This window comes from Amycolatopsis pretoriensis, from assembly GCF_900107925.1.
Taxonomy (GTDB): Bacteria; Actinomycetota; Actinomycetes; order Mycobacteriales; family Pseudonocardiaceae; genus Amycolatopsis; species Amycolatopsis pretoriensis.
The window spans coordinates 60578-78777 of the sequence record NZ_FNUJ01000003.1 but is presented as its reverse complement, the minus strand read 5'-3'; the positions used below and the strand labels follow the sequence as shown (position 1 = coordinate 78777).

General features: G+C 70.0%; 15 protein-coding genes. 10 read left to right on the top strand and 5 right to left on the bottom strand.

Annotated elements, in window-relative coordinates; translation table 11 throughout:
• Positions 1-51 precede the first annotated feature (51 nt).
• The 3 genes from betA to BLV96_RS12760 are packed head-to-tail and all read right to left on the bottom strand — an operon-like array spanning position 52 to position 4744.
• Positions 52-1710, bottom strand: a complete 1659-nt coding sequence (gene betA, locus BLV96_RS12770; RefSeq protein WP_086677467.1) for a choline dehydrogenase — start codon at positions 1708-1710, stop codon at positions 52-54.
• A gap of 8 nt (positions 1711-1718) precedes the next feature.
• On the bottom strand, positions 1719-3287 hold the full coding sequence (locus tag BLV96_RS12765) for an amino acid permease (RefSeq protein WP_086677469.1): 1569 nt from the start codon (positions 3285-3287) through the stop codon (positions 1719-1721).
• A gap of 29 nt (positions 3288-3316) precedes the next feature.
• Positions 3317-4744 (bottom strand): aldehyde dehydrogenase family protein, encoded by a 1428-nt coding sequence (locus tag BLV96_RS12760; protein ID WP_086677471.1) that lies wholly within the window; start codon positions 4742-4744, stop codon positions 3317-3319.
• Positions 4745-4835: 91 nt separating this feature from the next.
• Between BLV96_RS12760 and BLV96_RS12755 the strand changes: the two genes are divergently transcribed.
• Together BLV96_RS12755 and BLV96_RS12750 are read left to right on the top strand one after the other, a co-directional pair.
• On the top strand, positions 4836-5420 hold the full coding sequence (locus tag BLV96_RS12755) for a TetR/AcrR family transcriptional regulator (protein ID WP_086677472.1): 585 nt from the start codon (positions 4836-4838) through the stop codon (positions 5418-5420).
• Between the two features lie 136 nt (positions 5421-5556).
• Complete coding sequence (locus BLV96_RS12750; RefSeq protein ID WP_086677474.1) at positions 5557-6678, top strand: aromatic ring-hydroxylating oxygenase subunit alpha; 1122 nt, start codon at positions 5557-5559, stop codon at positions 6676-6678.
• Here the strand turns inward: BLV96_RS12750 and BLV96_RS12745 are convergent.
• Entirely contained in the window at positions 6675-7322 is a 648-nt protein-coding gene (locus tag BLV96_RS12745; RefSeq protein ID WP_086677476.1) for a GntR family transcriptional regulator, read from the bottom strand. The two genes, BLV96_RS12750 and BLV96_RS12745, sit on opposite strands and share 4 nt — an antisense overlap.
• Before the next feature lie 57 nt (positions 7323-7379).
• Between BLV96_RS12745 and glyA the strand changes: the two genes are divergently transcribed.
• The 7 genes from glyA to BLV96_RS12710 are packed head-to-tail and all read left to right on the top strand — an operon-like array spanning position 7380 to position 16440.
• Positions 7380-8654: a serine hydroxymethyltransferase gene (glyA, locus tag BLV96_RS12740; RefSeq protein WP_086677477.1), complete on the top strand. Its 1275-nt coding sequence runs from the start codon at positions 7380-7382 to the stop codon at positions 8652-8654.
• Positions 8651-9862: a sarcosine oxidase subunit beta family protein gene (locus tag BLV96_RS12735; protein ID WP_086677479.1), complete on the top strand. Its 1212-nt coding sequence runs from the start codon at positions 8651-8653 to the stop codon at positions 9860-9862. Before glyA ends, BLV96_RS12735 begins: the two co-directional genes overlap by 4 nt.
• A gap of 8 nt (positions 9863-9870) precedes the next feature.
• On the top strand, positions 9871-10149 hold the full coding sequence (locus tag BLV96_RS12730) for a sarcosine oxidase subunit delta (protein ID WP_086677481.1): 279 nt from the start codon (positions 9871-9873) through the stop codon (positions 10147-10149).
• A complete protein-coding gene (locus BLV96_RS12725) occupies positions 10146-12683 on the top strand; it encodes a 2Fe-2S iron-sulfur cluster-binding protein (protein ID WP_086677483.1) in 2538 nt (845 codons plus the stop codon). Before BLV96_RS12730 ends, BLV96_RS12725 begins: the two co-directional genes overlap by 4 nt.
• Positions 12673-13158 carry a sarcosine oxidase subunit gamma gene (locus BLV96_RS12720; RefSeq protein ID WP_091389115.1) on the top strand — a complete coding sequence of 162 codons (486 nt, stop codon included), beginning with the start codon at positions 12673-12675 and terminating at the stop codon, positions 13156-13158. Before BLV96_RS12725 ends, BLV96_RS12720 begins: the two co-directional genes overlap by 11 nt.
• Entirely contained in the window at positions 13158-14000 is an 843-nt protein-coding gene (gene purU / locus BLV96_RS12715) for a formyltetrahydrofolate deformylase (protein WP_086681213.1), read from the top strand. Before BLV96_RS12720 ends, purU begins: the two co-directional genes overlap by 1 nt.
• A 13-nt stretch (positions 14001-14013) precedes the next feature.
• A complete protein-coding gene (locus BLV96_RS12710; protein WP_086681211.1) occupies positions 14014-16440 on the top strand; it encodes a GcvT family protein in 2427 nt (808 codons plus the stop codon).
• Positions 16441-16467: 27 nt separating this feature from the next.
• Here the strand turns inward: BLV96_RS12710 and BLV96_RS51235 are convergent, their stop codons facing one another.
• The gene (locus tag BLV96_RS51235) at positions 16468-16596 is read right to left on the bottom strand and encodes a hypothetical protein (protein WP_279627534.1); all 129 of its coding nucleotides are present in this window, start codon (positions 16594-16596) and stop codon (positions 16468-16470) included.
• A gap of 293 nt (positions 16597-16889) precedes the next feature.
• Here BLV96_RS51235 and BLV96_RS12705 point away from each other — a divergent pair, with 293 nt between their 5' ends.
• Complete coding sequence (locus tag BLV96_RS12705; RefSeq protein ID WP_086681209.1) at positions 16890-18200, top strand: S1C family serine protease; 1311 nt, start codon at positions 16890-16892, stop codon at positions 18198-18200.

The window sequence follows — 18200 nt, the reverse complement described above, 5'->3', positions numbered from 1 at the left end:
ACGCCGAAGGCCCGTACCGGGGATGGCGGTACGGGCGCTGCGACGTCGGGGCTAGTTCTCGCCGTGGCGGTAGAACGGCGTCTTGATCGGGGCGAGCGGGGTGTTGCCGAGGATCAGGTCGGCGGCCTTCTCGGCGGTCATCATCACCGGCGCGTAGATGTTGCCGTTGGTGATGTAGGGCATCACCGACGCGTCGACCACGCGCAGGCCCTCGGTGCCGTGCACCCGCATGGTCTGCGGGTCGACGACGGACTTCTCGTCCACGCCCATCTTGGCCGTGCACGACGGGTGCAGCGCGGTCTCGGCGTCCTTGGCGACCCAGTCGAGGATCTCCTCGTCGGTCTCCACCGACGGCCCCGGCGAGATCTCCCCGTCGTTGAACGGGTCCAGCGCGGACTGGTTGAGGATCTTCCGCGCCACCCGCACCGCTTCGACCCACTCGCGGCGGTCGGTCTCGGTCGAGAGGTAGTTGAACTTGATCGCCGGGTGCTGCCGCGGGTCGGTCGAGGTGATCTTCACCGAACCGCGCGTGTCGGCGTACATCGGGCCGACGTGCACCTGGTAGCCGTGGCCGCCCGTCGGTGCCGAACCGTCGTAGCGGATCGCCACCGGCAGGAAGTGGAACATCAGGTTCGGGTACTTCACCTCGTCGTTGGACCGGACGAACCCGCCGCCCTCGAAGTGGTTGGTCGCGGCCGGCCCGGACCGCAGGAACAGCCACTGCGCGCCGATGTAGGGCCGCTTCCACTTCGCCAGCGACGGCTGCATCGACACCGGTTGCTTGCAGGCGTACTGGATGTACACCTCGAGGTGGTCCTGCAGGTTCTCGCCGACGCCGGGCAGGTCCTTGACGACGTCGATGCCGAGCTTCTCCAGGTCGGCCGCGTTCCCGACGCCGGAGAGCTGCAGCAGCTGCGGGCTGTTGATCGCGCCGCCGCAGAGGATGATCTCCTTGCCGTACACCTCACCCGGCGCGCCGCGGCCCTCGGTGAACTCGACGCCGATCGCGCGCGTGCCGTCGAAGAGTATCTGCGACACGAACGCGTGCGTCTTCACCGTGAGGTTGGGCCGGTTCATGACCGGGTGCAGGTACGCGCCCGCGGCGGACAGCCGCCGTCCTTTCCGGACGTTGCGGTCGAAGGCGGCGAAGCCTTCCTGCCGGTAGCCGTTGACGTCGTCGGTGCGCGGGTAGCCCGCTTGCTCGGCGGCGTCGAAGAAGGCCTGGAACAACGGGTTCGACGCCGGGCCGCGCTCCAGTTCGAGGGGACCGTCGTGGCCGCGCCACTTCCCGTCCGGCGGGTCGGCGAGGCAGTTCTCCATCCGGTTGAAGTACGGCAGGCAGTGCGCGTAGTCCCAAGTGGACATTCCGGGGTCGGCGCCCCAGCGTTCGTAGTCCATCGGGTTGCCGCGCTGGAAGATCATCCCGTTGATGCTGGACGACCCGCCGAGCACCTTGCCGCGCGCGTGGTAGATGCGCCGGCGGTTCATGTACGGCTCGGGTTCGCTGCGGTAGCCCCAGTCGTAGAACTTCGACCCGATCGGGAAGGTCAGCGCGGCCGGCATGTGGATGAAGACGTCCCACTTGTAGTCCGACCGGCCCGCCTCCAGGACGAGGACCTTGTTCGCCGGGTCGGCCGAGAGCCGGTTCGCCAGCGCGCAGCCCGCCGAGCCACCGCCGACGATGACGAAGTCGTAGGTATCGGAACTCATGCGTCCTCCTAGCCGGGCAGGGTGTCCGGGGCGTTGTCGGGCATGTGCTCGGGGCTCGTGTGCGACGAACCCCAGGTGCGGCGCCGGACGTACAGCATGATCCCACCGATGATCACGATCAGCCCGGTGACGATCACCGCGCCCCACTGGAAGTACCAGTGGTCGTCGCCGTAGACCTCGGCGCGCGGCCAGATCAGGTTGACCGTCATCGCGCCGCCGTAGACGACCGCGACCAGGTTCACCAGCGTGCCCCAGCGGCCGAGCTTGAAGTACGGGCCGTGTTCCGGACGCGGCCAGTGCCCGCGCAGGCGGCGCACCAGCATCGGGCCGGTGACCATCAGGTAGGGGATGTAGAACAGGATGATCGCGGTCGAGGTCAGGATGAAGAACGCCCGCTGGTTGCCCAGGTTGATCAGCAGCACCACGATCGTGAGGCCGCCGGTGAGCAGCGCCGGCAGCACCGGCGTCTTGGACCGCGGTGACACCTTCGCCATCGCCTTGCTGAACGGCAGGCGGCCGTCGCGGGCCATCGCCCACGTCATCCGGATGGCCGCGGTCTGCACGGCCAGGCAGCACACGGTGATCGCGATCGCCGAGCAGATCAGGAACGCGTCGCCGAGCCCCTCGCCGAGGGTGCTCTTGAGCAGGTACGGCATGCCGGACGTGCTGAGCTCGTCGGCCTTGAGGTTGCCGACCGCCATCATGCCGAACAGCATGATCAGGCCGCCGACGATGAACGCGGCCGCGAGCGCCCGCAGGATCGCGCGTGGCGCGTGCCGCCGCGGCTGGGTGGTCTCCTCGGCCAGCGAACCCGCGGTGTCGAAGCCGTAGAAGACGTACGCGCTCATCAGCGACGCCACCAGGAACGCCCCGAGGTACCCGAACGAGTGACCCTCGCCGGTGCCCGCGGTGTCGAAGACGAGGCCGGGACCGCGCTTGATGTGGATGGCGAGCGCGATCACGAGCAGGATGCTCGCGCCGAGCTCGACGGCCACGCCGAAGTTGTTGATCTTGGCCATCAGCCGGACGCCGATGATGTTGACGATCGTGGCGAACACGATCAGCACCACGGCCAGGATGATGGCGTTCTGCGCGCCGCCCGGGGTGGACGTCAGGCCGGCGTCGGAGTCGCTGCCGACGATCTGGAACGCGGTCGAGACCTGCGGCAGGATGATCTGGTAGGCCACCGCGACGGCGCCCGCCGTCACGATCGCGCCGATGATCATGATCCAGCCGGCCAGCCACGACGTCGCGGGTTTCGCGATCTGCTTGGCCCACTGGTAGACCGAGCCGGCGAGCGGGAACTGGCCGGCGAGCTCGGCGAAGCACAGGGCTACGGCGAACTGGCCGAGGAAGACCAGCGGCCACGTCCAGATGAACGCCGGGCCACCCGACCCGAAGCCGAAGAAGAAGAGCTGGAACACGCCGGTCAGGATCGAGATGTAGCTGAACCCGGCGGCGAAGCTGGAGAACGACCCGAGCGAGCGCTCGAGCTCCTGGCGGTAGCCGAACTTTTCGAGTTCGGAAGAGTCGTCCGGAGCAGGCCCCCCGCCCGCCGGTATTTCCCTGGTGGTCATCGCAACGTCCTCACGTGGTGGGGGAGGTTTCAGCCCTTGAACCAGTGCTGCGGAACGGGATCGATGTTCTGGTAGACGTGCTTGCTCTCCTGGTACTCCGCCAGCCCGGACGGTCCGAGCTCGCGGCCGATGCCGGATCTGCCGAAACCGCCCCACTCCGCCTGCGGCAGGTAGGGGTGGTAGTCGTTGATCCACACGGTGCCGTGGCGCAGGGCCCCGGCGACCCGCTGGGCGCGGGACGCGTCCGACGTCCACACGGCTCCGGCGAGCCCGTACTCGGTGTCGTTGGCCAGCGCGATCGCGTCGGCCTCGCGCGCGAAGCGTTCCACGGTGACGACCGGGCCGAAGACCTCTTCCCGGACGACCGCCATGTCCCTGGTGCAGTCGGAAAACACGGTGGGGCGCAAGAAGAAACCGTTTTCGTACTCCGGTCCTTCGGGACGCTTGCCGCCCGCCCGGAGCGTGGCGCCGTCCTTGAGAGCGCTTTCGATGTAGCCCTCGACCTTGGCGCGGTGCTGCGCCGAGACGAGCGGGCCCGTCTCGGTGTTCGGGTCCAGGCCGTCGCCGACGCGGATCTTTTCGGCGCGCGCGGCGAGGTCCGCGACGAACCGGTCATGGATCTCATCCTGAACGATCAGGCGCGCGCCCGCCGAGCAGACCTGTCCGGAGTGGACGAACGCGGCCATCAGCGCGTAGTCGAGCGCGGTGTCGTAGTCGGCGTCGGCGAAAACCACGTTCGGGTTCTTGCCGCCGAGTTCGAGGGCGACCCGGCGGACGCCCTTCGCGGCGGCTGTCATGATCTTCTCTCCGGTCGCGTAACCGCCGGTGAAGGAGACGAGGTCGACCCCCGGGTGCTCGACCATCGCCGCCCCGACCCGGCCGTCGCCGAGCAGCAGGTTGACGACGCCGGCCGGCGCGCCGGCCTCTTCGAGCAGGGCGACGAGCTTGATCGTGGTCAGCGGCGTGACCTCGCTCGGCTTGAGCACGACGGTGTTGCCCGCGGCCAGCGCCGGCGCGACCTTCCAGGACATCTGCAGCAGCGGGTAGTTCCACGGCGCGATCAACGCGCAGACGCCGACGGGTTCGTGCACGATCCGGCTGACGACGGTCGCGCTGCCCGCGTCGACCAGGCGACCGGCGTCCTTGTCGGCGAGATCGGCGTAGTAGCGGAAGACGTTCGTGACGTCGTCGATGTCGATGCCGCCCTCGCCGAGCGTCTTGCCGGTGTCGAGGCTCTCGGTGCGGGCCAGTTCCTCGCGGTCGCGGACCAGCAGATCCGCCACCTTACGCAGTAAGGCACCGCGTTCGGTGGCGGTCGTCCGCCGCCACGGGCCTTCGTCGAAAGCCCGGCGGGCGGCTCTGACCGCGGCGTCGACCTCCTCGGGGCCGGCTGCGGCGACCTGCTCGATCACCTGGCCGGTCGCGGGGTTCAGTACGTCGAGGTAGCGGTCCGTCATGCGGCCCTTCCCGGATCGGTAGTGGCTGCTTCGCGTCGAGAGTGCGTACATTTGTACGCGAAACGTGTACAGATGTCCACAAGGGGGCTCAATGGCCAAGGACGAACCCGGCGCGACGCGGCGCCGTGGTCCGAACGACCCCGAGCGGCGCGCGCGGATCGCCCAGGCGGCGATCGAGGTCGTCGCCCAGCGGGGGATCGACGGGGTCACGCACCGCTCGGTCGCCGCGGCGGCCGGCGTCCCGCTCGGCTCGACGACCTACCACTTCGCGACGCTGGACGACCTCCTGGAGGTCGCGCTGCACGAGGCGGCCGAGAAGAACGTCCACGCGCTGAAGGAGTGGGAGGCCGCGCTGCCGCCGGACGCCGACTTCGCCGCGGCGCTCGCCGACCTGGTGATGGGCTACGTCAACGAGCAGTACCGGGACACCGTGGTCGAGTACGACCTGTACGTCGCCGCCCTGCACCGGCCCGCGCTGCGCAAGGCGAGCGCGGCCTGGGACGAAGCGCTCATCGAGTTCTTCGGCATCCGCACGGACCCGCTCACCGGCCGTCTGCTGGCCGGCCTGTTCTGCGGCCTGCTGATGCAGCTGGCGCTGGCCGACCCCCGCCCGGACCGCGCGGAGGTCGAAACCCTGTTCCGCCGGGCGATCAACGGCCCGGCCCCCTGTGGATAAGCGCAGCTTTCACGTGAAAGCTGCGCTTGTCCACAGGGTTGACAGCCGTGCGTGGCGGCAGTCACTCTGTTCCGGAGTGAGCAACAAGACGCGTTATGCGCAACTCCCGAACTGATCCGCGGAGAGGACCACGCCGGTGACCGCAATCGATCTCCCGCCGAGCCTGCTCGCCACCCTGCCCGGCTCCGCCTACACCGATCCGGCGGTCTTCGCGCTGGAGCAGGCGAAGATCTTCGAGGCGGACTGGTTCTGCGCCGTGCGCAGCGCCGACCTCGCCGGGCCCGGGGCGTTCGAGACCGTCCAGATCGGCAAGGAGAGCGTCCTGGTCTCGCGGGGCCGGGACGGCAGGCTCAACGCCTTCCTCAACGTCTGCCGCCACCGCGGCGCCCGGCTGTGCACGTCCGAAAGCGGGACGGTGAAGCGCGCGTTCCAGTGCCCGTACCACGCCTGGACGTACGGCCTCGACGGCAAGCTCGTCGCCGCGCCGAACCTCACCGGGATGCCGGACGTCGACCGCACCGAGTTCGGGCTGACGAGGCTTCACCTGCGGGAATGGCTCGGCTACGCCTGGGTCTGCCTGGCCGACGAGCCGCCGTCGTTCGAAGAGACCGTCATCGGTGCCGTCACCGAACGGCTCGGCGGCCCGGCCGAAATCGACGCCTACGGCATCGACGGCCTCGCGCTCGGCAAGCGCATCGAGTACGACGTGCGGGCGAACTGGAAGCAGATCATCGAGAACTTCATGGAGTGCTACCACTGCGCGACGATCCACCCGGAGCTCACCGAGGTGCTCCCGGAGTTCGCCGACGGCTACGCCGCGCAGTACTACGTCGGCCACGGCGCCGAGTTCGGCGGCGAGATCAAGGGCTTCACCGTCGACGGCTCCGAAGGCGTCGACCGCCTCCCTGGCGTCACCGAGGCTCAGGACCGCAAGTACTACGCCATCACGATCAAGCCGGGGGTGTTCGTCAACCTCGTCCCCGACCACGTCATCGTCCACCGGATGTTCCCCCTGGCAGCGGACCGGACGCTGGTGCGCTGCGACTGGCTGTACCTGCCCGAAGTGGTCGAGTCCGGCCGGGACCTCAGCCGGTCGGTCGAGCTGTTCCACCGCGTCAACCTGCAGGACTTCGAGGCGTGCGAACGCTGTCAGCTCGCGATGGACTCCCGTTCGTACGCGCGCGGCGGGGTGCTCGTGCCCAGTGAGCACCACATCGGCGCGTTCCACGACTGGGTCCGCGCCCGCCTGGCGGTCTAGATCAAGGCCCGGATGGCGGCCTCGAAGCCGGTGACGTGCGCGTGCGTCAACGCGGCCGCCTTCTCGGCGTCACCCTCGATGATCGCGGTGAGGAGCGGGACGTGCTCGTCGACGTGGCCGGCCATCCCCGGCAGCCGGGGCACGAACACGCACCAGATCCGCGTCGCCAGGTTGTCGTACCGGATCAGCGTGTCCTCGAGGAACGGGTTGTGCACGCACCCGTAGATCGCCCGGTGCAGGGCGAGGTCGGTGCGCAGCAGTTCGCTGTTGCCGCCCCCGGGAACGCCGGCGTCGAGCTGGGCGCGCAGCTCGGTCAGGGTCGCCCGGTCGGCCGCGGTCGCGCGCTCGGCCGCGGCGGCCGTGGCCATCGGTTCGAGGGTCCGCCGGACCTCGGAGATGTGCGCGAGGTCGGAGATGTTGACGTCGGTGGCGAACGTCCCGCGCCGCGGGTAGGCGACGACCAGCCGCTCGGACTCCAGGCGCTTCAGCGCCTCGCGGATCGGCGTGCGGCCCATGCCGAGTTCGCTGCCGAGCTCCTCCTCGTTGATGGGGGAGCCGGGCCGGATGTCGAGCATGACCAGGCGATCACGGACGAACCGGTACGCCTGTTCCGCCAGGGACGGGGGATTGACCTGCGGGTGCATGGCGCTTAGCCTACATCGACGATTGATATATCAGAAGTCGACCACGGAAGGTCCGCGATGACCGCGACGATCGAACCGGTGCTCAACCGAACTCTGGCCGACTACGACCCGGCGGTGGCCGAAGCGATCGGCGCCGAGCTGCACCGGCAGCAGTCGACGCTCGAGATGATCGCCTCCGAGAACTTCGCCCCGCTCAGCGTGCTCCAGGCGCAGGGCTCGGTGCTGACGAACAAGTACGCCGAGGGCTACCCCGGCCGGCGCTACTACGGCGGCTGCGAGCACGTCGACGTCGTCGAACAGCTGGCCATCGACCGCGTGAAGGCGCTCTTCGGCGCGGGGTTCGCCAACGTCCAGCCGCACTCGGGCGCCCAGGCCAACGCGGCCGCGATGGCCGCGCTCCTCAAGCCCGGCGACAAGATCCTCGGCCTCTCGCTGGCCCACGGCGGCCACCTCACGCACGGCATGCGGATCAACTTCTCCGGCCTGCTCTACGACGTCGCCGCCTACGAAGTGTCCGAAAAGGACTACCGCGTGGACCTGGCGGAGGTCGAGCGGCTGGCTCGCGAACACCGGCCGAAGGTGATCATCGCCGGCTGGTCGGCCTACCCGCGTCAGCTGGACTTCGCGCGGTTCCGGGAGATCGCCGACGAGGTCGGCGCGTACCTGATGGTCGACATGGCCCACTTCGCCGGCCTGGTCGCCGCGGGGCTGCACCCGTCGCCGGTGCCGCACGCGCACGTCACGACGACCACCACGCACAAGACCCTCGGCGGCCCGCGCGGCGGCGTCGTGCTCACCAACGATCCGGCGCTGGCCAAGAAGGTCAACTCCGCCGTGTTCCCCGGCCAGCAGGGTGGGCCGCTCGAACACGTCATCGCGGCCAAGGCCGTCGCGTTCAAGATGGCCGCCGAGCCGGAGTTCGTCGAACGCCAGCAGCGCACCTTGCAGGGCGCGAAGCTCCTGGCCGAGCGACTGGTCGCCGAAGACGACATCTCCGTGCTGACCGGCGGCACCGACGTCCACCTCGTGCTCGCCGACCTGCGGAACTCCGAACTGGACGGCAAGCAGGCCGAGGACCGGCTGCACGAGGTCGGCATCACGGTGAACCGCAACGCCGTCCCGTTCGACCCGCGGCCGCCGATGGTGACGTCCGGGCTGCGGATCGGCACCCCGGCCCTGGCCACCCGCGGCTTCGGCGACACCGAGTTCCGGGAGGCCGCCGACGTCATCGCCGAAGCGTTGAAACCCGGCTTCGACGCCGAGAAGCTGCGCGCCCGCGTCACCGCGCTGGCCGAGGCGTTCCCGCTGTACCCCGGGGAGGAGACCCGATGACGGACCTGCCGGAGCACCCGGACTTCCTCTGGGACAACCCGGAGCCGAGCAAGGGCTACGACGTCGTCATCGTCGGTGGCGGCGGGCACGGGCTCGCCACCGCCTACTACCTGGCCAAACAGGGCATCACGAACGTCGCCGTGCTGGAGAAGGGCTGGCTCGCGGGCGGCAACATGGCTCGCAACACCACGATCATCCGGTCCAACTACCTCTGGGACGAGAGCTCCGGCATCTACGAGCACTCCCTCAAGCTGTGGGAAGGGCTCGAAGAGGACCTCGGCTACCCGATCCTGTTCAGCCAGCGCGGCGTGCTGAACCTGGCGCACAGCCTGCAGGACGTCCGGGACAGCGTCCGGCGCGTCGAGGCCAACAAGCTCAACGGCATCGACGCCGAATGGGTGGACGCCGCCGGCGTCAAGGAGATCTGCCCGATCGTCAACACCTCGCCGGACGTCCGCTACCCGGTGCTCGGCGCGACCTTCCAGCCGCGCGCGGGCATCGCCAAGCACGACTACGTGGCCTGGGGCTTCGCCCGTGCCGCACACGAACTGGGCGTCGACCTCATCCAGAACTGCGAGGTCACCGGGATCTCCACAGTGGACGGACGGGTCACCGGCGTCGAGACGTCCCGGGGCCGGATCGCCGCGGGCAAAGTGGCGCTGTGCGCGGCCGGGCACACGTCGGTGCTGGCGCGCATGGTGGGGCTCGACCTGCCGCTGACGTCGCACCCGTTGCAGGCGCTGGTGTCCGAGCTCCTCGAACCGATCCACCCGACGGTCGTCATGTCGAACGCCGTGCACGTCTACGTTTCCCAGGCGCACAAGGGCGAACTCGTGATGGGCGCGGGCATCGACAGCTACAACGGCTACGGCCAGCGCGGCTCGTTCCACATCATCGAGCAGCAGATGGCGGCCGCGCTGGAGCTGTTCCCGGTGTTCGCGCGGGCGCACCTGCTGCGGACGTGGGCCGGGATCGTCGACACGAGCCCGGACGCGTCGCCGATCGTCGGCCTCACGCCGGTGGAGAACCTGTTCCTCAACTGCGGCTGGGGGACCGGCGGGTTCAAGGCCACCCCCGGTATCGGTGACGTCTTCGCCGCGACCATTGCGCGGGGCAAGCCGCACGAGTACGCCGAACCCTTCGCCCTCGACCGGTTCACCACCGGTGCCCTCGTCGACGAGCACGGCGCCGCCGCCGTCGCGCATTAGGAGTTTCCGTGCAACTGATTCCCTGCCCCTGGTGCGGGCCACGCGAGGAAGCCGAGTTCCACTACGGCGGCCAAGCGCACGTCGCCTACCCGGCGGACCCGTCGGCACTGTCCGATGAGGACTGGGCCAAGTTCGTCTTCTTCCGCGAGAACCCGAGCGGACCGTTCGCCGAGCGGTGGAGCCACTCCGCGGGCTGCCGTCGCTGGTTCAACGCCGTCCGCGACACCCGTACCCACGACCTCCTGGCGGTCTACCGCCTCGACGAGCCCCGGCCGGTGATCTCATGAGCCGACTGTCCGGCGTCCCGCTCAAGTTCACCTTCGACGACCGCGAGCTGACCGGTTACCTCGGCGACACCCTGGCTTCGGCGTTGCTGGCCAACGGCATCCACCAGGTCGCGACCAGCATCAAGTACGGCCGGCCGCGCGGCATCATCGGCGCCGGCGTCGAGGACTCGAACGCCTTGGTGCAGATCGAAAAGCCGTTCCCGGAGCCGATGCTGTCCGCGACGACGGTCGAGCTGTACGACGGCCTGGTCGCGCGGGGCCTGCGCGGTCAGGGCCGGCTGGCCACCGAGCCCGACCCGGCGCGCTACGACGCCAAACACGCCCACTGTGACGTCCTGGTCATCGGCGCCGGGCCCGCGGGCCGCGCGGCCGCTGCCGCCGCGTCCGGCCGGGTCCTGCTGGTGGACGACCAGCCCGACGGCGAGGCGCCCGAAGGAGTCCGGTTCCTTTCGCGCACCACGGCATTCGGCGTCTACGACGACGGTTTCGTGCTCGCCCTGGAACGCCGGGGCGAGCCCACGGCCCCCGAACGCATCTCGCGGCAGCGCGTCTGGCGGATCCGGGCGAAGCGGATCGTCATCGCGACCGGCGCCCACGAACGGCCGATCGTGTTCCCGGACAACGACCGCCCGGGCATCATGCTCGCCTCCGCCGCCCGCACTTACCTGAACCGCTACGGCGTCCTGGCCGGGCAGCGCGTGGTCGTCTTCACCACCAACGACTCCGCGCTCGACGCCGCCTCCGAACTGGCCGACGCCGGGGCCGAGATCGTGCGGATCGTCGACGCCCGCGAGGGCTACGGCGTCATCGGCACCGACGGTGACTCCCACATCACCGCCGCGCACGTCGCGCCCTTGGGTTCGCTGGAGGGGGAGCGGGTGCCGTGCGACCTGCTGCTCGTGTCCGGCGGCTGGAACCCGGCCGTGCACCTCTACAGCCAGGCTCGCGGCACCCTCCGGTACGCCCCGGAACTCGGTGCGTACGTCCCGGCCGGCGACCTGCCGAACGTGAGCGTCGTCGGTGCGGCCGCCGGGGAAGGACTGCCGGAGACCAAGGTGCTCTGGCAGGTGCCCGCACCCGAGTCCGAAGTGGACACGCGGTTCGTGGACCAGCAACGCGACGCGACCGTGTCCGACGTCCTGCGCGCGACCGGTGCCGGGCTCGTCTCGCTGGAGCACGTCAAGCGGTACACCACCATCGGCACCGCGCACGACCAGGGCAAGACGTCCGGCATGCTCGCCGCCGGGATCACCGCCGAGGCCCTCGGCGTCGACCTCGCCGACCGCCGGCCGACGACGTTCCGGCCGCCGTACACCCCGGTGCCGTTCGCCGCACTGGCCGGACGCGACCGCGGTGAGCTGCACGACCCCGTGCGCGTCACGACGATCCACCCGTGGCACGTCGAGCACGGCGCCGAGTTCGAGAACGTCGGCCAGTGGAAGCGGCCGTGGTACTACCCGCGGCCCGGCGAGTCGATGCCCGACGCCGTCCGGCGCGAATGCCGCGCGGCCCGCAACGACGTCGCGTGCATGGACGGGTCCACTTTGGGCAAGATCGACGTCCAGGGTCCGGACGCCGGCTGGTTCCTCGACATGCTCTACACGAACATGATGAGCAACCTCAAGGTCGGCCGGATCCGCTACGGCGTGATGTGCGGCGTCGACGGCATGGTGATCGACGACGGCACGGTCATCCGCGTCGGCGAAGAGCGGTTCCTGGTCACCACGACGACCGGCAACGCGGCCATGGTCCTCGAGTGGATGGAGGAGTGGCTCCAGACGGAGTGGCCGCACCTGCGCGTCTTCGCGACGTCGGTGACCGAGCACTGGACCACGATCCCGCTGGTCGGCCCGCGGTCGCGGGAAGTCCTCGGCCGGTTGGCCCCGGACCTCGACGTCTCCAACGAGGCCTTTGGGTTCATGACCTGGCAGGACGCCGAAGTCGCCGGCCTCCAAGCACGCGTCTGCCGGATCAGCTTCTCCGGCGAGCTGGCCTACGAGATCAACGTCAAGTCGTGGCACGGGCCCGCGCTCTGGCAGTCCATAGTGGATCAAGGTGCGACGCCGTACGGCACCGAGACCATGCACGTCCTGCGCGCCGAGAAGGGCTACCCGATCATCGGCCAGGACACCGACGGCACAGTCACCCCGCAGGACCTAGGCATGTCCTGGGCGGTGTCCAAGAAGAAGGCCGACTTCATCGGCAAGCGCTCCTTCGCCCGCCCGGAGAACAACCGCCCCGACCGCAAGCACCTGGTCGGTTTGCTCCCGGCGGACCCGTCGGTGCTGCTGCCCGAGGGGTCGCAGCTCATCGAATCGGAGGTCGTGCCCGAACCGCCGGTGCGGATGCTCGGCCACGTCACCTCCAGCTACGACAGCGCCGCCCTCGGCCGCACCTTCGCGCTCGCTCTGGTCCGCTCGGGTCGCGAGCGGGTGGGCGAAACGCTGTACGTGCCGGTCGGCGACGAAGTGGTGCCCGTGACCGTGACCGAATCCGTGCTCTTCGACAAGGAAGGAGCCCGCCGTGACGGTTGACGCGGTCGACGAACCGTTCCGCACCCAGCTCACCGTCCGCCTCCGCGACGGCGACTCACTCCTCGGCGTCCCCCTACCCGGCCCGTGCACGTTCACCAGCGGCAGTGACAGCAAGGGCAGGGACGTCGACATCCTCTGGATGGGCCCCGACGAATACCTGGTCCTCGGACCGGAGCTTTCACGTGAAAGCTCCGACCTGGAAGCGGCACTTTCACGTGAAAGTGCCGCCGTGGTGGACGTCTCGGCGCAGCGGAACGTCGTGCGGCTCACCGGGGCGCACGCGGCCGATGTGCTGGCGCACGGGTGCTCGATCGACCTGGAGGCGGCACCGCCGGGGACGTGCGTGCAGACGCTGCTGGCGCGCACCGGGATCGTGCTGATGGTCCGGGAAGAAGGCTTCACGATCCTCGTTCGGCAGTCCTTTTCGGACTACTTCCACGCCTGGCTGGCCGACGCGAGCCTGGAGTACGTCTGATGGCCTTCACCCTGACGCTCAAGTGCCCCGAACGCTCGGGCATCGTCCACGCCGTCACGTCGTTCCTGGTCGGGCAGGGCTGCGACATCGTCGAGCACCAGCAGTTCGACGACGACGTCCGCGGCTCGCTGTTCCTGCGCACGTCGTTCACCTGCACCGAAGCGACCACAGTGGACGATCTGACCCGCGCGTTCGCCCCGGTGGCCGGCGACTTCGGCATGGAGTTCGGCTTCTCCGACGGGACACCGCCGCGGATCCTGGTGATGGTCTCGAAGTTCGGGCACTGCCTCAACGACCTGCTCTTCCGCTGGCGCGCGGGCGGCCTCGGGGCGGAGATCGCGGTGGTCGTCTCGAACCACGAGAACCTGCGGCCGATGGCCGAGGCGGCCGGCGTGCCGTTCGTGCACGTCCCGGTCACCGCGGACACCAAGCCGGAGGCCGAGCAGCGGCTGCTCGACCTGGTCGGGGAGTACGAGGCCGACCTCATCGTGCTCGCGCGGTACATGCAGGTGCTGTCGAACGAGCTGTGCCAGAAGCTCGAAGGCCGCGCGATCAACATCCACCACTCGTTCCTGCCCGGGTTCAAGGGCGCGAAGCCCTACCACCAGGCCTACGACCGCGGCGTCAAGTACGTCGGCGCGACCGCGCACTACGTCACGCCCGACCTCGACGAGGGCCCGATCATCGAGCAGGAGGTGCAGCGCGTCGACCACACGTACTCGCCGCGCGAGCTCGTGACCGTCGGCCGCGACGCCGAAGCCCTCGCCCTCTCCCGCGCGGTGCGCTGGCACTGCGAACGCCGCGTCCTGCTCAACGGGAACAGCACTGTCGTCTTCCGGTAGAAGGAGTTCCGCCATGACCGCACCGCGAGTCGTGATCATCGGCGCCGGCATCGTCGGCGCGAACCTCGCCGACGAGCTGACCGCCCGCGGCTGGACCGACGTCACCGTGCTCGACCGGGGCCCGCTGCCGCGCACCGGCGGGTCCACCTCGCACGCGCCCGGCCTGGTGTTCCAGACCAACGCGTCCAAGGCGATGACGGACTTCGCGCGCTACACCGTCGAGAAGTTCCTGGAGCTGGACTGTTTCCTCCAGGTCGGCGGCATGGAGGTCGCGACCACCCCGGCCCGCTGGGAAGACCTCAAGCGCAAGCACGGCTGGGCGACGTCGTGGGGCGTCTCCGGTGAGCTCATCGACGCTGCCGAATGCGTCGAGCGCTGGCCGCTCCTGGACGGTTCCCGGATCTTCGGCGCGCTGCACGTCCCGACCGACGGGCTCGCGCGAGCCGCGAAGGCCGTCGAGGTGCTGGCCGCGCGGGCGGGATCCCGTGGGGCGAAGTTCATCGGCTCGACGCGGGTGACCGGCGTGCTCCAGGACCGCGGCCGCGTCACCGGCGTCCGGACCGACCAGGGCGACTTCCCGGCCGACGTCGTCGTGTCGTGCGCCGGGTTCTGGGGCCGCGAAATCGGCGCGATGGCCGGCATGGACGTCCCGCTGCTGCCCCTGGCCCACCAGTACGCGAAGACCGGGCAGGTCGCGGAACTCGCCGGGCGCAACACCGACGACGTCGAGGCGAGCCTGCCGATCCTGCGCCACCAGGACCAGGACCTGTACTTCCGCGAGCACATCGACCGGCTCGGCATCGGCTCCTACGCGCACCGGCCGATGCCGGTCGAGGAGTCCACGTTGGACCCGTCGGTGACCGAGACGGCCATGCCGTCCATGCTGCCCTTCACCGAGGACGACTTCGCGCCGTCGTGGGAACAGAGCCAGTTGCTGCTGCCCGCGCTGCGTCAGACGAAGGTCGAGGAGGGCTTCAACGGCATCTTCTCCTTCACCCCGGACGGCCAGTCGCTGGTCGGCGAGTCGGCCGACGTCCGCGGGTTCTGGCTGGCCGAGGCGATCTGGGTGACGCACTCGGCGGGCATCGCGAAGGCCGTCGCCGAACTGCTCGTCGACGGACATTCCGAGGTGGACACCCACGACATCGACGTGCACCGCTTCGAGGAGGTGCAGCTTGCGCGGTCCTATGTGGACGAGACCGCCCAGCAGAGCTTCGTCGAGGTCTACGACATCCTGCACCCGTTGCAGCCCAAGCTTTCCCCGCGCGATCTGCGCGTCACGCCGTTCCACGCGCGGCAACGCGAACTGGGCGCGGTGTTCCTGGAGGCGGGCGGGTGGGAGCGGCCGCACTGGTTCGAGGCCAACGCGCCACTGCTGAAGAAGCTCCCGCACGACGCACACCCGCCGGCGCGGGACGCGTGGTCGGCGCAGTTCCACTCGCCGATCGCCGCCGCCGAGGCGTGGCAGACGCGCAACGGCGTCGCGCTGTACGACATGACGCCGTTGAAGCGCGTGGAGATCAGCGGTCCCGGCTCGCTGGAGTTCCTGCAGTCGCTGACCACCAACCAGCTCGACAAGTCGGTCGGGTCGGTGACGTACACGCTGATGCTCGACAACGCCGGCGGCATCCGCAGCGACGTCACGGTGGCGCGGCTGGAACCCGAGGTGTTCCAGGTCGGGATCAACGGCGGCATCGACGTCGACCACTTCGTCAAGCACGCGCCGGCCGGGGTCCGGGTCCGGGACACCACCGGCGGGACGTGCTGCGTCGGCGTCTGGGGTCCGCTGGCCCGGGACCTCGTGCAGCCGTTGACGCGCGAGGACTTCTCGCACACCGGGCTGAAGTACTTCCGGGCGCGCAAGGCCCGGATCGCCGGGGTGCCGGTGGTCGCGATGCGACTGTCCTATGTGGGCGAGCTCGGCTGGGAGATCTACACGAGCGCGGACAACGGCCTGCGGCTGTGGGACGCGTTGTGGGCGGCCGGGCAGCCCCTCGGCGTCATCGCGGCCGGGCGCGCGGCCTTCAACAGCCTGCGGCTGGAGAAGGGCTACCGGCTCTGGGGTACTGACATGACGACCGAGCACGACCCGTACGAGGCCGGCGTCGACTTCGCGGTGCGCCCGGCGAAGGGGGAGTTCCTCGGCCGGGACGCGCTCGAGGGCCGGACGCCGACGCGGCGGCTGCGTTGCCTCACGATCGACGACGGCCGCACGGTCGTGCTGGGCAAGGAACCGGTGTTCGTCGACGGCGTGGCCGCGGGCTACGTCACGAGCGCGGCGTACGGCTACACGATCGGGCGGCCGATCGCCTACGCGTGGCTCCCGGCGTCGGCGGACATCGGCAGCGGCGTGGAGATCGAGTACTTCGGCCGCCGGGTCGCGGCCACCGTGGCCGCCGAGCCGCTGGTCGACCCCGGCATGGAACGGATCCGGCGGTGAGCGCGGTCCGGGAGGCGGGGCCGGCGGTCAGTCGCTGAAGTCTCCGTTCATCGACTGGGTGGACGGGCCGTCGCCGGAGCCCGCGCTGCTGCTCTGGAGCTTGCCGTCGAGCTTGGCCGTCGCGTTCACCGACCCGTCCGTGTACTTCAGGACCACCCGGTACTCGTGCTTGCCGGTGCCGGCCGGGAAGCTGAACGTGCGGCTCCAGGGCAGCCGAGCTGGTGCGGCTCGCCCGGCGGTACCTCGTTGCCACAGCCGGCGGCCAGCACCGCGGCGGTCACGAACACGACGGTGCGCTTCACCCCCCGAGGGTAACGTCGGTCACGTCGGCATGTCCGCCGTTCGCGCCGGGTACATCCACAGCAAGTCCATGGAAGCGCGCCAGGAAATTCTCAGGAACGAGGCGTTTCCTGGAACGGCCGGAGGCTTGTCGAGGGCTGGAGCTGTGCATGAGCGAGTACGACCGAGGACCGCAGGGCGGCGGCGAGTACCCGTACGGCTACGGCCAGGGCTACTACGACCAGCAGCCCCGTGACCAGTGGGGGCGCCCGTACCCGCAGCAGCAGTACACCCAGCCCCAGGGCTTCTACGCACCCCAGGGCTACTACGGCCGGCAAGGGTACGGCTATCCGCCGCCGCCCGTTCCGCAGCCACCGCGCCGGCGGCCGGTCCGCGCGCTGGCGTTCGCCGTCATCGCGGTGGCGATCGCCGTGGTCGCCGGGCTCGGCATCGGGCAACTCATCTCGGCCTCGACCAGCCCGACCGCGAGCAGCAACCAGAACTTCGGCTTCTCCGGGCAGCCCAGCTCGTCGCAGACGGTGCTCGACGCGGACGCCGTGGCCGCGAAGGTCAACCCGGCCATCGTCAACATCAACACCGAGCTCGGCCTGCAGGGCGCGGCCGCGGCGGGCACCGGGATCGTGCTCACCGCGGACGGCGAGATCCTGACGAACAACCACGTCGTGGCCGGCGCGACCAGCATCAAGGCGACCAGCATCGGCACCGGCGACACGTACAAGGCGCACGTCGTGGGCTACGACCGCGGCGAGGACATCGCGGTCATCCAGCTCGAAGGCGCCTCCGGCCTGCCGACGGCGAGCATCGGCGACTCGGGCACGGTGAAGGTCGGCGACCAGATCCTCGGCCTCGGCAACGCGGGCGGCAAGGGCGGCGACCCGGTGCCGGCGCCGGGCACGGTGACGGCGCTGGACCAGTCGATCACCGCGTCCGACGAGTCGAGCGGGTCGTCCGAGCAGCTCACCGGCCTGATCCAGGTCCGCGCGAACATCGAGTCCGGCGACTCGGGCGGCCCGCTGGTCAACGCGGACGCGCAGGTGATCGGCGTGGACACGGCGGCATCGACGGGTTACCAGCTCAACGGCCGCCGCAGCGGCGGCGCGGGGCAGGGCTTCGCGATCCCGATCAACCAGGCGGTCGACATCGCCCACAAGATCGTCGCGGGCACGGCGACGGACAAGATCCACATCGGCAAGACGGCGTTCATCGGCGTGTCGGTGGCGGACGGCCAGAGCGGCGCGCAGGTCCGCGACGTGGTGTCGCGCGGCCCGGCGGAGAAGGCGGGCCTGGCGAAGGGGAGCGTGATCACGGCGATCGACGGCAAGCCGATCGACTCGGCGACGACGTTGACGAACGTGATGGACACCCACCACCCGGGCGACCAGCTGACGCTGACGGTGACGGACGCGTCGGGCGGGCAGCAGCAACTGCAGGTGACGGCGGCCGAGGGGCCGGTCGGCTAG

Coding starts and splice junctions, on each gene's coding strand:
- betA (WP_086677467.1), bottom strand. CDS start 1,710: ATGAGTTCCGATACCTACGACTTCGTCATCGTCGGCGGTGGCTCGGCG.
- BLV96_RS12760 (WP_086677471.1), bottom strand. CDS start 4,744: ATGACGGACCGCTACCTCGACGTACTGAACCCCGCGACCGGCCAGGTG.
- BLV96_RS12705 (WP_086681209.1), top strand. CDS start 16,890: ATGAGCGAGTACGACCGAGGACCGCAGGGCGGCGGCGAGTACCCGTAC.
- purU (WP_086681213.1), top strand. CDS start 13,158: ATGGCCTTCACCCTGACGCTCAAGTGCCCCGAACGCTCGGGCATCGTC.
- BLV96_RS12710 (WP_086681211.1), top strand. CDS start 14,014: ATGACCGCACCGCGAGTCGTGATCATCGGCGCCGGCATCGTCGGCGCG.
- BLV96_RS12725 (WP_086677483.1), top strand. CDS start 10,146: ATGAGCCGACTGTCCGGCGTCCCGCTCAAGTTCACCTTCGACGACCGC.
- BLV96_RS12735 (WP_086677479.1), top strand. CDS start 8,651: ATGACGGACCTGCCGGAGCACCCGGACTTCCTCTGGGACAACCCGGAG.
- glyA (WP_086677477.1), top strand. CDS start 7,380: ATGACCGCGACGATCGAACCGGTGCTCAACCGAACTCTGGCCGACTAC.
- BLV96_RS12755 (WP_086677472.1), top strand. CDS start 4,836: ATGGCCAAGGACGAACCCGGCGCGACGCGGCGCCGTGGTCCGAACGAC.
- BLV96_RS12765 (WP_086677469.1), bottom strand. CDS start 3,287: ATGACCACCAGGGAAATACCGGCGGGCGGGGGGCCTGCTCCGGACGAC.
- BLV96_RS12745 (WP_086677476.1), bottom strand. CDS start 7,322: ATGCACCCGCAGGTCAATCCCCCGTCCCTGGCGGAACAGGCGTACCGG.